Source organism: Listeria floridensis FSL S10-1187 (assembly GCF_000525875.1).
In the GTDB taxonomy this organism is placed as follows: Bacteria; Bacillota; Bacilli; order Lactobacillales; family Listeriaceae; genus Listeria; species Listeria floridensis.
The window spans coordinates 30,432-46,798 of the sequence record NZ_AODF01000020.1 but is presented as its reverse complement, the minus strand read 5'-3'; the positions used below and the strand labels follow the sequence as shown (position 1 = coordinate 46,798).

Genomic DNA, 16,367 nt, shown 5'->3' with positions numbered 1-16,367 from the left:
AGTTCCCTTTTTTCCAGTAAATAAATAGAAATGAATTAAAAAATAAACTTTATTTGAGGAGTTGAGACTCTTGAAAGGGAGAAATAAACGATTACTCGGTAAAATTTTAAAGGTAACTGCAGCTACTGCCATTTTTGCGAGTACGATTGGAGGGACTTTCGCGGGGAAATCTGTTATACCTGATTTAGAATCGAAAGCAGCTGAGACAGACGCTCTTCCAATGGGTAATATCACGCCTGAGATGGCGCAAAAGTTCCAAGGATCGCAGGCGAATGCGGTTGCTACGTATAATAGTGCAACAGGAACGCTTGATTATCGTGCCACTACGTCACGGATCGCTCGGATTAATATTGGTTTTCCACGAACAACAACAGATATTCAAGTTGGTAAATCTTACCGTGTGTACTATGTGATTGATGCTAACTCCTCGCCTACGTATTTAGTACAGTGGGCATCTTTAGGTCCAAGCGGTGGGGTATACTTTGATAATATGACAGGGCTAATTGGTACGCCATCTGGATTTCAACTTAATCAATATACTCCACCTAAATTCGGTGGGGACCAAATAGGCTTGGATGCAAGCAATAATCGTAACTATGTGATGAAATATGATGTTAAAGTAAATAACTTAATTGAAGGGATTAACAACCATGGTTACCTTTGGCTCATTCCAAATGGTTCAAATCACCCAACCAATTGGTCCGTTCGGCTGAAATCAGCGCATGTTTTTGAGTTGGATAGCGGAGGAAGTCCGATCTTGTCTAATCCAACGATCAACGAAGTGAAATATACGGATACGAATGTGACGGGTACAGCAGAACCAGGATCCACGGTTACGATCTACAATGGATCAAATCAAGCAATTGGAACTGGGACAGCTAACTCAAATGGAAGTTATTCGATTAGCATTCCGGCTCAACCAGCTGGAAGTAATGTCTCGGCTGGATATACTATCCAGACTCCTGATGGTCAAACGTTACGCAGTGAACGTGTGAGTACGACGGTTGTAGGACCAGACCTTCCAGCGGCTCCAACTATTAACCCTGTTACGGACATCGATACAGTAGTGACGGGTACAGCGGAACCGGGATCTACTGTTGAAATTCGTGTCAATGGCTCTGTGATTGGTATGGGGATAGCAGGAGAAAATGGGGATTACAGTATTTCGATTCCGAGACAAGATGCAGGAACGGAGTTGTCTGTGCTTGCAAGAAATGTAACGGGTGCGAGTCCAGAAGCAAAAATTACTGTTACGGCTACACCAATCACAATTCCGCAATTGGATGAAGTAACAGATCATGATACAAGTGTTACAGGTACAGCAGATCCTGGTGCACTGGTAACTTTGACAATCAATGGAACTAATTATACAGGTGTGGCTGATGGAAGTGGCAACTTTACCATTCTTATTCCTAGACAAGATGCAGGAACGGTAATTACGGCAAAGGCGACTTTAAATGGTAAAACTAGCGAAACGACTTCTACAACTGTAAGTGACCGGACAGCGCCATCTGCACCAACTATTAATGAACCAATTACAGATCAGCAAACTGAGGTTAACGGTACAGCTGAACCGAATTCGACAGTCGTTATTAGAGTTGGTGGAGTAGAAATTGGTCAAGGGGTTACAGATGCAAGTGGGAACTACCGTGTTTCAATCCCGGCTCAAGCAGCTGGAACGGTACTTGTAGCCTATGCAACTGACGCGGCAGGGAATACAAGTCCTGGAACAAGCACGACTGTAGTTTCTTCTGAAATTCCAGCGCCAACAATTGATCAAGTAACAGATCAAGATACGATTGTAAAAGGAAAAACTGAACCAAACGCAAAAGTAACGGTTCAGATTCCTCAACCAGGTGGTGGAACTTGGAGTAGAGAAGGTGTGGCGGATGCCAATGGTAACTATTCGGTAACGATTCCTCAACAAGCAGCTGGAACTGAAATTACGGTAGTGGCTGAAAAAGATGGTAAAACAGCACAATCTTCTACTACAGTTGTAGATGCCACTGCTCCGGATGCACCGGTTATTTTCCCTGTTACAGATGAAGATACCATCGTAAGAGGAACGGCTGAACCGTTTTCAACAGTGAAGCTTTACGCGGATAATATTCAAATTGGAGAAGTTCAAGCGGGTTCGGATGGTTCTTATCAATTTACGATTCCTAAACAATCATCTGGAACGATGCTTAGCGCGACAGCTACTGATGGAGCTGGAAATACAAGTCCGCGCGGCTTCCAAGAGGTAACGGGAGTACCGGTTCCAACGCCCAATATTAATCCAGTGAATAATGAAGATACAGTGATTACAGGGACATCGGTTCCAAATGCTACAATTGAGCTTCGTATTCCTCAAGCAGGCGGCGGCACATTGATCCTAAGTGGTACTGCAGACGCAAATGGAAATTGGAGCATTCAAGCTCCGGCTCAACCAGCGGGAACAGTTATTACTGCAACAGCAACGCTAAATGGAAAAACATCTGAAGCGGCGACTGAAATTGTCACAGAAGCACCGCAAAAAGACTATTCCTTAACGGTTAATGAAGATCCATATATTGTTGGAACAACAGGTGCGCTGACAGGGACGTTTGGAGCAGATATTTCCCGAGTACGTCTCTTTGTAAATGGAACAGTTGTTACTCAGGCGACAACGGATCAAAATGGGAATTACACTTTCCCAAATGCAGCGCAGTTTATTACTTCTGCTGATGATACGATTGAAGTAGTTGGAGTAGACAGTAGTTATATCGAACGCAATCGGATTCCTGTTAACGTACAAGCCAACTTTGATTATGCGCTTAACCCTGATGAATATCATTTGGGAGATGCTACGCTAACAGGCACACACGGGGATGATGTTTTTCGTGTACGTCTTTTCATTAATGGAACGGTTGTGGCTCAAGCAGAGCAAGATGGTCAAGGAAACTTTGTTTTCAGAAACATGCTTCAATATAACTTAAAACCAACTGATGTTGTGGAAGTAGTCGGTGTTGATTCTCGATATATCGAACGTAATCGTGTAACGATTCCGCTTCAAGGATCTTTCGATTACAGCTTATCTGCTGATCGATATGAACTTGGTGACAATCAGCTTACTGGTATACATGGTTCCGATATTTTCCAAGTGCGTCTTTTCATTAACGGTGAAGTAAAAGCACAAGCTCAAAAAGACGGTCAAGGAAACTTTACCTTCCCGTCTATGAATCAGTATGGGCTGCAACCAACAGATACAGTTGAACTTGTTGGAGTAGATTCGCAGTTTAGAGAGCAAAATCGTATTAGTGTTCCGCTTGAAGGTTCGTGGGATTATAGTCTTACTGCGAATCCGTATGTTCTAGGTGAAGAAAGTTTCGGCGGAACCTATGGAGATGACATTAATCGTGTACGTCTCTTAGTCAACGGTACGATTGTTAAGGAAGCTGAACTAGGTCAAGATGGTTCATATACCTTTAACAATTTGGCACAGTATAATATTCTTCCAACAGATATGGTAGAAGTTGTTGGAATAGATTCGCAATTTGTTGAACGAGCACGAGTACAAGTTGAACTCAGCGCTCCGAAAGATTATAGTTTGACGGCGGATCCGTATACTCTGGATGGAGATAATCTAACGGGTACTAGTGGAACAGATATTGCCTATGTACGTCTCTTTGTTAACGGCGAAGTGAAAAAACAAGCTACACCATCTAATGGCCAATACTCCTTTGGGGCTGCTTGGGAACTTGTCCAAGAGGGGGATACGGTAGAGGTTGTTGGTGTTGATTCAAGTTTTGCAGAGCGGGCACGTGTACAAGTGAATGTACAAGGCACGCTTGATTACTCGCTTACTGCAAATGATTTCACTATTGGAGACAACACAATTACAGGGACAAAAGGTGAAAATATTTCATTTGTACGTCTCTTTGTAAATGGTGTAGTGAAACGCCAAGCAAGTATCACGGGCGGAACCTTCTCGGTGTATGCGGCAGATATATTACCGACAGATAAAGTTGAAATTGTGGGTGTTGATAGACACTATGTTGAACGCGCACGAGTAACTGTCCAAGAATAGAAAGGGAACAATGGGGGTATTATCGGACAAAAATTGTCCAAAGGCGTTTATCTAAGGATGACAAAAAAACTCTTCTTAATTATATAAGGAGAGTTTTTTTGTATTGAGAATTATTCTCGCTAAGGCGCATGGGATAGGGGTTTTACTTAAGAATATCTTTTGCGTTTTTAGTTTCCAAACGTAAAAAAAAATAACGACAAATTATGTCAAAATCGTCAAAAATAAACAAAGTAATGAAAAGAAGAAGTATCCTATGGGATATTTCGCCAAGTGATAATGAGTATAAAATAAAAGTATGAGGTAGAGAATAATTTGAGTAAGGAGGGAAGAAGGTAGTTGAGTATCATAGATATAGATAAAGACAAACTGTTAATGCAACAAATTCTAGGATATCTTTCAAGCAATAAAAGTTTATTTGACGAGTATGTTGTAACCAAAAAAATCAAAAAAAAATGAAATTATTCCTGTGTCGCCTGAGTCTTATTATATCGTTAAAGAGGGCGTCGTTCTAGTAGAACTTTTGAACTCATCAAGCAAGGTCACACAAATTATTTATTTGCTAACCAACATGCAGGGCTTTGGGTACGAAGCGACAGATATTGCTTTTGTTAAAAAGAGAGCATTAACTGATGTTACCCTATATCAAATCGATCGAGAGTTCATGTTAGACCATTTTTATGTACAACCGAAGTTTTTTCACAAGATGACTGATTTAATCAGTAGTTTAAATGAGAATTTGATGGTCATTACCAATATGTTGAACCAGAAACCGGAGCAGAAGGTCAGAATGGCACTATGTATTATCATCCAGCTGTTATCACTAGATCAAGACGGAAACACTTTTGAGATGCCAAGTTTTATTACACAAAGCTTTATTGCATCATTTTGCAGAACTAAAGTGACAACTGTTTCCGAAACATATAAATTGCTCGAAAAAGAACAACTGATTAAGATTACCTCACGAAAAGTCACTATTCTTGATTATGAAGAGCTTCAAAATGATATGAACTCAAAAGCCTTAAAAGTATAAAACTTATTTCAAAAAACCAAATTATATATCATGGAGGATTTTATGAAGAAAATTATGACTTTTGCACTCTTACTAGTATTAAGTATCGCGATGGTAGGATGCAGCAATAACAACTCGAAAGCAGAAGAAAAAAAAAGACGAACCTAAGAAAATTGCAACAAAGAAAGCTGAGTCAATTCAAGTAACTCCACAAAAAGTAGAAGTTGAAAAGAGTAAAAGAAAAAAGGCAAAAAAGAAGTAGTTATTACGTTTAAAGTTAAAAATATCTCGAAAAAAGATCTTGGTGTTGTAGCGAACGACTTCTTTCTAAGCGATGGCGATGAAAACTATTTCTATGCTAAAGGTAGCTTGAAAAATATGAACTATGTACTAAAAGCCGGTAAAGAAGAAACTGGTAAAGGCTACTATGTCGTACCAAGTGATTTAGAAGAAGCTGAACTTTTCTATCAACCAATCAATTCAAAAGAAAACATCAAATGGACAGGCATTGAAGTTCCTGCAAAAGCAGAATCTAAGTAATGGAATGAGAGGACTTAACTAGCGTGAAAATATTATATTTACATCAATACTTTGCGACCCTTACTTCTTCAACTGCAGTTAGAAGCTATGTTTTTGCTAAACATTTTGTTGAACAAGGTCATGAAGTAGTCATGGTAACAACAGACTCTTTCATGAAGTCGGAAACAGCTTATAAAGAAGAACAAGGCATTAAATATTATAACATCGATGGTATAGACGTCAGAGCTGTAGCAAGTGAGTACAGCAACTATATGGGCAAATCAGCTCGCATCAAAGAATTTCTTAACTTTATGAGGCAAGCCGAGAAGGTTGGCAAACAAGTGGAAGATGTAGATATTATTTTTGCCACATCGACTCCACTTACAATTGGGATTCCAGCCATGAGACTCAGCAAGAAATTAAAAGTCCCTTTTGTATTTGAAGTCAGGGATTTGTGGCCAGAAGCGCCAATCGAAATGGGGTACATTCGCTCCAAACCGATGATTTATGCACTGAAAAAACTGGAAAAACGAATTTATAAAAAGGCCAGTTATATCATCAGTTTATCACCAGGAATGGAAAAAGGGGTTCTAGATACTGGTATATCAAAAGAGAAAGTCAGTGTCATTTCTAATCTAGCTGACACCGAGCTTTTTCAAGATAAAAATATTGATGAGTCATTACGAGAAGAAATCATACAAAAATATGAGTTGCAAAATAAATTCATCATGACACATATCGGGGCTATGGGAGAAGCAAATGGACTAGAGTATCTACTTCGTGGAGCAGATATTCTCCAGAAACAAGGAAACGACGATATTGCGATTTTAATTGTTGGGGATGGAAAAACTAAGCCAGGGCTCGAAGCATATGCGAAAGAGCATAATTTAAAAAAATGTTATCTTCATTGGCGGCGTTCAGAAGAAACAAGTTCCAACTTATTTAAGTTTAGCAAATATCACGATTACAAGTTTCTTGCCCAAGCCTATTTTAGCGACAAATTCTCCAAATAAGTTCTTTGACGCTTTAGCTTTAGGAAAACCGATTATTGTCAATTCGGCCGGCTGGACAAAAGATATTGTAGTAGACAACGAAATCGGGTTTTACGTAGACGCAACTAAACCTGAAGAACTTGCTAATGTCCTTGCCTCACTTACAAATAAAAAAGAAGAATTAAGCGGACTTAAATCAAAAATCAGAGCAGTTGCTGAAGAAAATTTTCAAGCAGATATTCTCGCAGAAAAGGCTATGAAAATTTTGATTCAAGTCAATGAAAGGAGTCATTAATTTGAATATCGTTGTTATTGGAACAGGCTATGTAGGTCTTGTGACAGGAGTCGGACTATCCGACATTGGTCATTCAGTGATTTGCGTAGATTTAGATGAGTCAAAAATTGAAAAGTTGAATGCTGGAGTTTCTCCAATCTATGAACCAGGCATTGAGGATTTAATTCATAAGAATGTATCAGCTGGTCGACTTTCTTTCACATCTTCTTTTAAAGAAGCGATGAAAGATTCGGATATTGTTTATCTTGCAGTAGGAACACCTGAAGGTCCAGATGGTCGTGCTGAAATGAAGTATATTGAAAGTGCAGCTGAGATGATTGCAACTGAAATGACTCGTCCGACAATTTTAGTAGTTAAAAGCACTGTTCCAGTCGGGACCAACCGCAAGCTTCAAAATCAAATGGCTGAGATTGCACCTTATCCAGTGTCTGTTGTTTCAAACCCAGAATTTTTGCGTGAAGGTTCTGCTGTTCACGATATTTTCCACGGGGATCGAATCGTCCTTGGATCTGATGATATTGGAGCACTTGAAACGCTTAAGGCGGTTAATGAAGGATTCGATATTCCAATTCTTGCAACAAACTTGGAGAGTGCAGAATTGATCAAATACGCATCTAATGCTTTTCTCGCAACGAAGATCAGCTTTATTAATGAAATTGCAAATATCTGCGAATCAACAGGCGGCGATATCCGTCAAGTAAGTAAAGGAATGGGGATGGATCACCGGATTGGAAGTCCATTCTTGAATGCAGGGATTGGCTACGGTGGCTCTTGCTTCCCTAAGGATACTTCAGCACTGAACGAAATTGCGATGGATGCAGGGGTTGATTTCAAATTACTTCGTGAAGTAATTGAAACAAATAAAAACCAACGCTTGAAACTCGTTAAGGAGCTCAAAATGCGCTATGCAAGTCTTGAAGGTAAAAAGATCGCTGTACTTGGGGTGGCTTTTAAACCAAATACTGACGACATTCGAGATGCGCCAGCTATCACAATTATTCGGGAACTGCTTGACAGTGGCGCGTATGTAACGGCCTATGACCCGATTGCTTATGAGAATGCGAAAAAAGTATTCGGCGAAGAAGTTTACTTTGCGAAAACAGTAAAACAAGCCCTTCAAGATGCGGAAGCAGTACTGATCGTCACTGAATGGGACGAAGTGAAAGAAGTTAGTCCAAAAGAAATGCTTGAACTTATGAAGACACCTATCGTAATTGATGGACGACAATGTTTCGACATGCACGAAATGAAAGAACACGGCTTGGATTATTACAGTGTCGGCGTTGGTGAAATTGATGCGAAGGAAGTCGTCGGAAACTAATAAGATTATGGATTGTGTTCGTTATTAAAGGGAGAAGGGGGTAGGAAATTGAGTTTAAGAGTGAAACACATACTTGACAAGTTTATCGCAGCGCTCGGTTTAATAGTTTTGATCATTCCTTTGACGATTTTAACGATCTTGTTGGCAATTTATTACAGAGGAAACCCATTTTACATCACAGAACGAGCGGGCTTATATGGGCACCCATTCAAGTTGTATAAATATAAATCAATGAAGATGCTTTACGATGAAAATGGCGAGCTTTTAAGTGATGAAGAGCGTATTACAACGGTCGGTAAAATTTTGAGGAAGCTAAGTATTGATGAGCTACCACAGCTGATCAATGTTCTAAACGGTACTATGAGTATTGTTGGACCGAGACCGTTGCTGCTTGAATATAATGAGCTTTATTCTGATTATGAAAGACAGCGCCTTTTGATGCGACCGGGAATAACAGGATGGGCGCAAGTAAATGGCAGAAATAATATTGATTGGAAAAAGAAATTTGCAATGGATGTGGAATACGTTACTAACTACAGTTTGTTATTTGATCTAAAGATCGTAATTCTTACCGTTGTTGTCATTTTTAAAAGGGAAGGAATAAGTCAAGATGGTTATGTCTCAGCTGAAAAATTCCGTGGATAGTGCAAAGTATCTTGTTGTAGTCGGGGCAGGAACGCAAGGTCAAATGATTCAGAACGTCATCGCCCAGTTTGACTTGGGCTACGAGTTCTGGGGTTACTTGGACGATAAATTTCAAGAAATTCATAAAGAAGAATACTATACAGCGCCTATTGATGCATATAAAGAATTTACAGACAAAGAAAACTTCTATTTTATGATTGCGATTGGAGATCCAGACAACAAAAAAGAAGTGAAAGAGCTACTTGATCTTCCCGATGAAAAATATGCAACAATTGTTCACCCATTTGCTTATGTTGACCCATCTGCAACTCTTGGTGTGGATGTGTATATTTCAGCTAATGCAACTTTGATGCATAAAGTGAAAATAGGCAACCACTCATTTGTTCTTGCCAGTGCTACGATGGAATATGAAACAGTTATTGATGAATTTGTTTTAGTAGCAGCTAATACAACGATGTCCGGAAAGGCTCATGTGAAGAGTCGTGTGTTTGTTGGGGCTGGTTCTGTAATTATGCAGGAACGTACAGTTGGAGAAAATACGATTGTTGGTGCTAATGCGACGGTTGTACACGATGTTCCAGACAACAGTATTGCAATAGGCACACCTGCGAGATTTAAACATAAGGCTGATGATAAGAGCGCCGTTCATAAAGTGATTCATAAAAAATAATGAAAAAAGGAACGAGAGCAATGACCAAAACAGTATTAGTAACAGGTGGTGCCGGATTTATCGGATCACATTTATGCGAGATGTATTTAAAAGAAGGTTACAAGACAATTTGTTATGACAACTTTGTATCTGGTAAAAAAGAAAACATTGAGCACTTGTTAAACCATGAGAATTTCCACTTAAAGGAAGCCGATATTTGTGATGAAGCAGCACTTGAAGAAGTGTTTGAAGCTTATAAGCCGAACATCATCAATCATCATGCTGCTCAAAAGTCAGTTCCTTATTCGGTTGAAAATCCGCTTTATGATTTGCATGAAAATCTAGAAGGTCTGTTGAAAATTATCGCATGTATTAAAAAATATCCGATTGAAACGTTCGTGTTTATTTCTTCTGGTGGAGCACTTTCAAGCATGCTTGAAGAAGGTGAGCAGTCAAGTGAGGATGATAAACCACAACTTATTTCTCCATATGCAATTACAAAATTTGCTGGGGAACAATATATTAAACTTTATGCGAAAGAACTAGACTTTAACTTCATGATTCTTCGCTATGCAAATGTCTACGGACCGCGTCAGGTTCCAGATGGAGAAAGTGGTGTTATCCCCATTTTCTTAAATAATATTTTTGCGAAAAAAGAATCTGTTTTGATGGCCTTCCCTGATATGCCGAAAGGTTGTACAAGAGATTATGTCAATGTTTCTGATGTCGTGGAAGCAAATCGTCTCGGAACCGAACACCCGATTAACGAGCTTGTAAACATCGGATCTGGAAAAGAAGAAGCTATTCTGGATATTTATGAAATGATTTTAGAAGTTTTTCAGGAAGATGTTCCAATTCGCATTACTGGACCAAGAAAAGGAGATATTAAGCGCTCAGTTTTAGCTATTTCAAGAGCAGGTAAGCTCTTGGACTGGAAACCAAAAATGAGTCTTCGTGCTGGTCTGGAAAACCTAAAAGAGTTTGAGCTTGACAAACAATCTTTTAGTAAACAAATCTAAGTGAGGAGAGGGACTGTGAAAAGAAAAACATTGATAATCGGCGCCGGTGCTGGCGGCGAATTCGTAATCGAACAAATGCAAAGTGTCAAGAATTCAAGTTACACGGCCGTTGCCGTTCTAGATGATGATAGCAGTAAAAAAGATGTATTGGGTGTACCCGTTGTCGGCAATATTAGCGACGCAGGTAAATACATTTTTGAATTGGGGGTCGAACATGTGATTTTAGCGATTCCAACTTTAGATGTCAAAAAGCGTCATGGGATTGTAAGCGAATTTAAAAAATTCGATATCACTTACTATGTACTACCTTCTGTTTTTTCAACAGCACAAAGTCAACAAGTGGCGATTCCAACTTTGGATTACAGCAAGCTTCTTATGGATAGACCAGAATTTGCTTTAGACTATAAAGCAGTCAAGGAACAATTTGAAAATAAAACCATTTTAATTACTGGTGCCGGTGGCTCAATCGGATCTGAAATTTCAAGACAAGTTTTTCGTTGTAATCCTAAACGGCTCGTTCTTCTAGGTCACGGGGAGGGTAGCATCTATAAAATAGATTCTGACTTGCGTGAAGCTCAAGAAGAACTTAGTCAATCAACTGAAATTGTTACAGTTTTGGCGGATATTCGTGATAAAGAAATGATGCATGTAATCTTTAATGAACAAAAACCAGATATCATTTATCATGCGGCCGCTCATAAACATGTACCGCTTATGGAAAACAACATCTATGAAGCTATCAATAATAATGTGATCGGCACAAATAATGTTCTTGAGGCTGCAAAAGCATCAGGAGCGGAACAATTTGTAATGATTTCAACAGATAAAGCAGTAAATCCATCCAACAATATGGGGGCGACAAAGCGCCTTGCTGAAAAACTGACTCTTGCTAGTGATGGCGACAATGGAATGTGCTGTAATGTTGTACGTTTTGGTAATGTACTTGGAAGCCGCGGAAGTGTTTTTCCTAAACTATGGAAGCAACTGCACACCTATGTGCCGCTTACAATCACAAATCCTGAAATGAAACGTTATTTTATGACAATCCCAGAAGCAAGCAAACTAGTTATTGAAGCAAGTCTGTTAAAAGAACCGCATGCCATTTTCGTACTAGACATGGGTGAACAGCTACGGATTTCCGATATGGTAGATGAACTGATTGAACTTGCAGGAAAAAATAAAGAAGATGTCAGTATTGATTATATTGGAGTTCGTCCCGGCGAGAAAATGGAAGAAGAATTGTTTAACAACTGTGAGAAAGCGAAAAAAGTCGGTGATAAACTTTATGAAGGCTACTATACTACAAGCACAAACGAACTAGATAAAATTCATGAATTAATGTTCACTTATAAGGCTAAGTCACCTGTTGAACTTCGCGAAGAATTGATTGAACAGGCAAACACCTATGAAACAGTGTGAAGGAGCTGGTTCCGATTACTGATGCTTACACAGCTTTAGAACAAATAGATTTTATGAAGTATCAATATGCAATGTTTACAAGCACGGCAAATGCGACTAACCGCGATCAAATACTGCCAGACAGATTAACGCCGTTTGGCAACCTGCTGAATATTCAATTGGCTAGTCAAGCATTTGCCGAGCATGTTTTTAACCGTATTGACGGATATATTCCTAATTTGCTGGTTGATGCGGAAAGAAAACAGTTAGTCCCTTTTTATTCTCTAGCAAAATCCATTTGTACGAAGAGCACAGTTCATTTGTTTAAAGCGAATGATGTGACTGTAAATGCAACATTAAATACACTTAATATTCATTATACCGGTAAAATATCTGGACTTTCTGTATTGATTTATGGGACTGGAAATCTAGCAGCTAAGCTGGCTTTGAAATTGGCCGAATTGGGCGCAAAGGTCTACTTAATTGGACGAAGTGAAGCTAAAGCAGCTCAGCTTGCAGAAGCGATGAATTTGATTCTTCCGGCACATTCGCCGCACAATATCAAGGTGCTCCAAACAGATGAAAAATTAAAGGTTGATGTTATGGTTTCTGCTATATCTGCGAAGAAAAAGGTTCATTCTGATTGGCTGTCTTTCTTGGAGCGAGATGCACTAATTCTTGATGTTGGCATTGACAACTATGCAGAAGAATTCATTGAAAAAGCTGTTCAAAACGGACATGTCATGCAACGAGTGGATATTCAAGCGCGGATAGGCACAGAAATCGCGGATATTGAGACACGTGATTTTTATGCTGCAACAATTCGCGGAATTCGTGAACTTGACGGAAAAACTGCAGTAGCCGGCGGTATTATCGGGAAAAAAGGTGATCTTGTTCTCGATAAAATTACAGAACCGTATCATATCATTGGATATTCAAACGGTACTGGCGGTCTAATGCGCTAAAAAGCAACTATTTTATAAAGGAGAAGAGCTCGCAAAGAAGAGCTTAAGCGATTATTTTGAACAGTAAACGACTTGCAAATATATTTTCATTCGTATTAATTTTAACTATCGTCACACAGCTCTTGTCAGTATTGCGCACATCCTTGCTTGCGGCCCAGTTTGGTATTTCAGGTGAGATGGATGCTTTCAACTTAGCAAATTTAATCATGGTATGTGTAATTAACATTGTCGGCAGTGCAATTCCGTCGATTATGATACCGTTTTTGGCTAAGATGAAAAATGACTTCCACGATAAACGAACACTGAATACCTATGTTTCAACGATTCTTGGTTCAGGTTTTCTGCTGATGCTTCTTACATTTGCTGTCGGTTTCGTACTTGTCCAAGTCTTTCAGCTAAAAGACAGCAACCCATTTTACTATATGACATATTTAATGCTTGTCATCATGGGATTTGGTCAATTTTTTAGAATGATTACGTGGGTTCAAACATCGTATCTGCAGATGGACAGCAAATTCATTTCTGTCAAACTGGTTGGAGCACTTTCTGTACTTGCGAGCTATCTCTATCTTCTATTTAAACCGGATATATCGATTTATGAAGTTGCTATTTCTATTTCTTTTTCATTCGTACTTGAAACGATCGGTTTAATTATGGCGAATCGAAACCGTAAATATCGATTCCATTTAACAATTAACTTTAAAGATAAAGAATACCGCCGCTTGATTCGACTTACGATTCCGGCGGTGCTTAGTTCCACCATTTACCAATTCTCGATTCTCATCCCCAATTTTGCAGGGGCTATTTCGGCGAAGGTTATATCTCCACCATGACTTACGCCAACCAGATTTCAAGTGTTTTCCAAACCTTGATTATCTTAAATTTACTATCTATGCTTTATCCCAACCTCAGCCGCGGCTTTGCAGCTTCACTGGAAGAGGGTAAGCGAAAACTCGCTATGTTTATGACAATGGCTAACTTAATTGTTATTCCGCTCGCGGTTGGCATCATTGTTCTCGGGCCGAATATTATCCGCATCTTATTCCAGCGTGGTAATTTCACCGAAGATTCGACAATGCTCGTTTGGTATTTTGTTATCTTCCTAGCGATTGCACTTCCGATCAACGTTGGACGCGAGCTAGTGTTTAAATCATTTTACAGCATTGGCGACACGAAAACCCCAGTTATTAACAGCGTGATTTGTATTGGTCTCCAGATTGCCTTTTTGATCTTCGGAATTTGGAAGCTCGGCATTATTACATTGATTGTGTCACCGCTCGTCGTTTCTGTGCCGTCTCTTATTCTCGGGCTTTATGCACTTAGCAGGAAAATCGGCCTGAAGAAGATGCTTGGCAAAATGATCGGCCAACAATTTGTTTCAACTATCAACGCCTGTGTGATGGGGGTTGCAGTTTACTTCACGCTTCAATTTCTCCACTTCGGAGTATTGATCGAAACAGGCATTGGCTTCGTTGTCGGCGTAGTCGTTTATGGACTACTGACACTAATCACCCAGAAGCAGTATCTGAAACAATTAAAAACATTAATAAGATAAACCAGTTTTGTTTCTTGCCAAACGCAAAAACAATAAACTTTTGAATAAACGGCAAATGCTAAACATCTGATGTTTAAATAACGGAAAAAGGATTGAAGGATTTGAATAAAAGAGACAAAAATAGAATCTTTATGTGCAGTTCAGTACACGTATGGTCAGATACACGTATTTACTTCAAAGAAGCAAAATCTCTTGCAGAAAAAGGATTTCAAGTTGATTTTTATGCACAAGATCATCCCGGTGAAAAAGAAGAAACACCAAATCTGACGATGCATTATTTACCGGTTTTAGGCCGTAAAGAGCGTTCCGCACATCGAAAGACCCTGTATGATGCTTTTATGAAAAGTGATGCCTACTTTTTACATTTCCATGATCCTGAGTTGCTATTTCTTGCAAAAGAAGTGAAGAAAAACCTCGGAAATGATGTTAAAATTATATATGACATGCATGAGCATTTGCCGGCAGCTATTTTAACAAAACCATGGATACCCAAACCCTTTCGAAAATTAATTTCGTCCGTCGTAACTCGCGTTGAGCGCAGTTTAATGAAAAACTATGTCGACGGCGTTGCATTCGCTGAAAAGTCTTATCGCTTAAACTATGAAATGTTGACGATGAAAAAGGTCGATGTATTAAATTACCCAGTTATGCCGCCAGCACTTCAAGTTGAAAAAGATGAAGAATTTACACTTGTCTATGTTGGGATTTTGACCGAACAACGTGGGCTTTACAACATGCTCGGGCTAGCAAGCAAGTTGCTTGAACGGGGGATGAGCGATTTTAAACTGAAGCTGATCGGACCGACTTTCACAGACGAAGAAAAACTTAGCGCCTATATTCGCGAACATGGACTCGAAAACAATCTCATTCAATATGGACGAATGCAGTATAAAGACATCTGGGAACATTACTATAAGGCGCACGCAGGGCTTTGTCTCTTGCATCCAACGCCTAATAATCTTAACTCGCATTCAACAAAATTATTTGAGTACATGGCAGCCAAACTGCCAATTATAGCATCAAACTTTCCGGATTTTACACAAATGCTGACGGAAGAAGATTGCGGCTTGACTGCTGATCCATTTGATATGGACCGGTTGGCAGACATTGCCGAATACTACAAAGAGAATCCTGAGAAGGCTCTGCAAATGGGTAAAAACGGATACAATGCATTCAGCAAAAAATACAGTTGGGATCATGAAGCCGATGAACTCGTTAAATTGTATACGGAGCTTGGTGCTAAAAAATAATGACAGGTGGAAGTTATGAACGTAAAAAATTTAAACATAGCTAATCTATGGAGTACATTCAAAAAGAACTTAATATGGATCATTTTATTTATCGTTATTGCCCAAGGCTGCTTGTTTCTCTATCAAAAGTATTTTTCCGTGACTGAATATAAAGCGGACATGGAAATCTTGCTTAACGTTGATCAGTCGAAAGGAACTGTCTCACAAGATGGCGTTAGAAATAATATTCAGCTAATCAATACGTTTTCATCCGTTCTTAAAACCGGAAAAATCATGGATGAAGTAAAAAAAGATGCTAAACTTGAAGATAAAAATTCTCAAGATTTGATTAAACATTTAACGATTACGTCTGGCGAAAACTCGCTTGTATTTAATATCGCTTATCAAACTCGCTATAAGGATGAAGTTACTAAAATTAGTAATTCTTACATTAAAATCGTCCAAAGTGAGATTCCGAAACTATTTCCTGGAAGCACTGTGACAGCTCTTGAAATACCAAAAACAGAAAAAGTAACACAAGGAATCATCAACTATATAATCACTTTCCTTGTAACAATTGTTTTATCTTTTGTCTTCATTCTTGTTCTTACGACGATGGATCGTACAGTGAAGACGAAAGAGCAGCTGATTGACCTTGGTATGACTTACATTGGAGACATACCGATATTCACGGATAAACTGATGCAATCTAAAGGAGACTGA

The 16,367-nt window shown here is 39.1% G+C and carries 14 protein-coding genes and 1 pseudogene; all 15 read left to right on the top strand.

The features are described from left to right. The first annotated feature begins 70 nt into the window (after positions 1-70). Positions 71-4,048: an Ig-like domain-containing protein gene (locus MFLO_RS08590; RefSeq protein ID WP_036097518.1), complete on the top strand. Its 3,978-nt coding sequence runs from the start codon at positions 71-73 to the stop codon at positions 4,046-4,048. A 466-nt stretch (positions 4,049-4,514) separates the two neighbouring features. After that, positions 4,515-5,078 (top strand): Crp/Fnr family transcriptional regulator, encoded by a 564-nt coding sequence (locus MFLO_RS08585; RefSeq protein ID WP_149023008.1) that lies wholly within the window; start codon positions 4,515-4,517, stop codon positions 5,076-5,078. A gap of 231 nt (positions 5,079-5,309) precedes the next feature. Beyond that, positions 5,310-5,597, top strand: a pseudogene (locus MFLO_RS16410) (DUF4352 domain-containing protein); the annotation flags it as partial. A gap of 23 nt (positions 5,598-5,620) precedes the next feature. Further along, positions 5,621-6,589, top strand: a complete 969-nt coding sequence (locus tag MFLO_RS08575; RefSeq protein ID WP_036097516.1) for a glycosyltransferase family 4 protein — start codon at positions 5,621-5,623, stop codon at positions 6,587-6,589. Further along, positions 6,477-6,863, top strand: coding sequence for a glycosyltransferase (locus tag MFLO_RS08570; protein WP_077913197.1), 387 nt, complete (start codon positions 6,477-6,479; stop codon positions 6,861-6,863). The genes MFLO_RS08575 and MFLO_RS08570 overlap by 113 nt, the downstream gene beginning before the upstream one ends. A 1-nt stretch (position 6,864) precedes the next feature. Continuing rightward, positions 6,865-8,184 (top strand): UDP-glucose dehydrogenase family protein, encoded by a 1,320-nt coding sequence (locus MFLO_RS08565; protein WP_036097514.1) that lies wholly within the window; start codon positions 6,865-6,867, stop codon positions 8,182-8,184. 48 nt (positions 8,185-8,232) lie between these two features. Beyond that, positions 8,233-8,829 carry a sugar transferase gene (locus MFLO_RS08560; protein ID WP_036097513.1) on the top strand — a complete coding sequence of 199 codons (597 nt, stop codon included), beginning with the start codon at positions 8,233-8,235 and terminating at the stop codon, positions 8,827-8,829. Beyond that, complete coding sequence (locus MFLO_RS08555; protein ID WP_051993573.1) at positions 8,795-9,499, top strand: PglD-related sugar-binding protein; 705 nt, start codon at positions 8,795-8,797, stop codon at positions 9,497-9,499. The genes MFLO_RS08560 and MFLO_RS08555 overlap by 35 nt, the downstream gene beginning before the upstream one ends. A 20-nt stretch (positions 9,500-9,519) precedes the next feature. Next, positions 9,520-10,497: an SDR family NAD(P)-dependent oxidoreductase gene (locus MFLO_RS08550; protein WP_036097572.1), complete on the top strand. Its 978-nt coding sequence runs from the start codon at positions 9,520-9,522 to the stop codon at positions 10,495-10,497. A gap of 15 nt (positions 10,498-10,512) precedes the next feature. Then, on the top strand, positions 10,513-11,916 hold the full coding sequence (locus MFLO_RS08545; protein ID WP_051993572.1) for a polysaccharide biosynthesis protein: 1,404 nt from the start codon (positions 10,513-10,515) through the stop codon (positions 11,914-11,916). Beyond that, positions 11,913-12,860 carry an NAD(P)-binding domain-containing protein gene (locus tag MFLO_RS08540; protein ID WP_036097511.1) on the top strand — a complete coding sequence of 316 codons (948 nt, stop codon included), beginning with the start codon at positions 11,913-11,915 and terminating at the stop codon, positions 12,858-12,860. Before MFLO_RS08545 ends, MFLO_RS08540 begins: the two co-directional genes overlap by 4 nt. A 56-nt stretch (positions 12,861-12,916) precedes the next feature. Continuing rightward, positions 12,917-13,693 (top strand): lipid II flippase MurJ, encoded by a 777-nt coding sequence (locus tag MFLO_RS16840; protein ID WP_036097510.1) that lies wholly within the window; start codon positions 12,917-12,919, stop codon positions 13,691-13,693. Then, entirely contained in the window at positions 13,690-14,415 is a 726-nt protein-coding gene (locus MFLO_RS16835) for a lipid II flippase MurJ (RefSeq protein ID WP_036097509.1), read from the top strand. The genes MFLO_RS16840 and MFLO_RS16835 overlap by 4 nt, the downstream gene beginning before the upstream one ends. A gap of 101 nt (positions 14,416-14,516) precedes the next feature. Beyond that, a complete protein-coding gene (locus MFLO_RS08525) occupies positions 14,517-15,665 on the top strand; it encodes a glycosyltransferase family 4 protein (protein ID WP_036097508.1) in 1,149 nt (382 codons plus the stop codon). Between the two features lie 15 nt (positions 15,666-15,680). Beyond that, positions 15,681-16,367 (top strand): YveK family protein, encoded by a 687-nt coding sequence (locus MFLO_RS08520; protein ID WP_051993570.1) that lies wholly within the window; start codon positions 15,681-15,683, stop codon positions 16,365-16,367.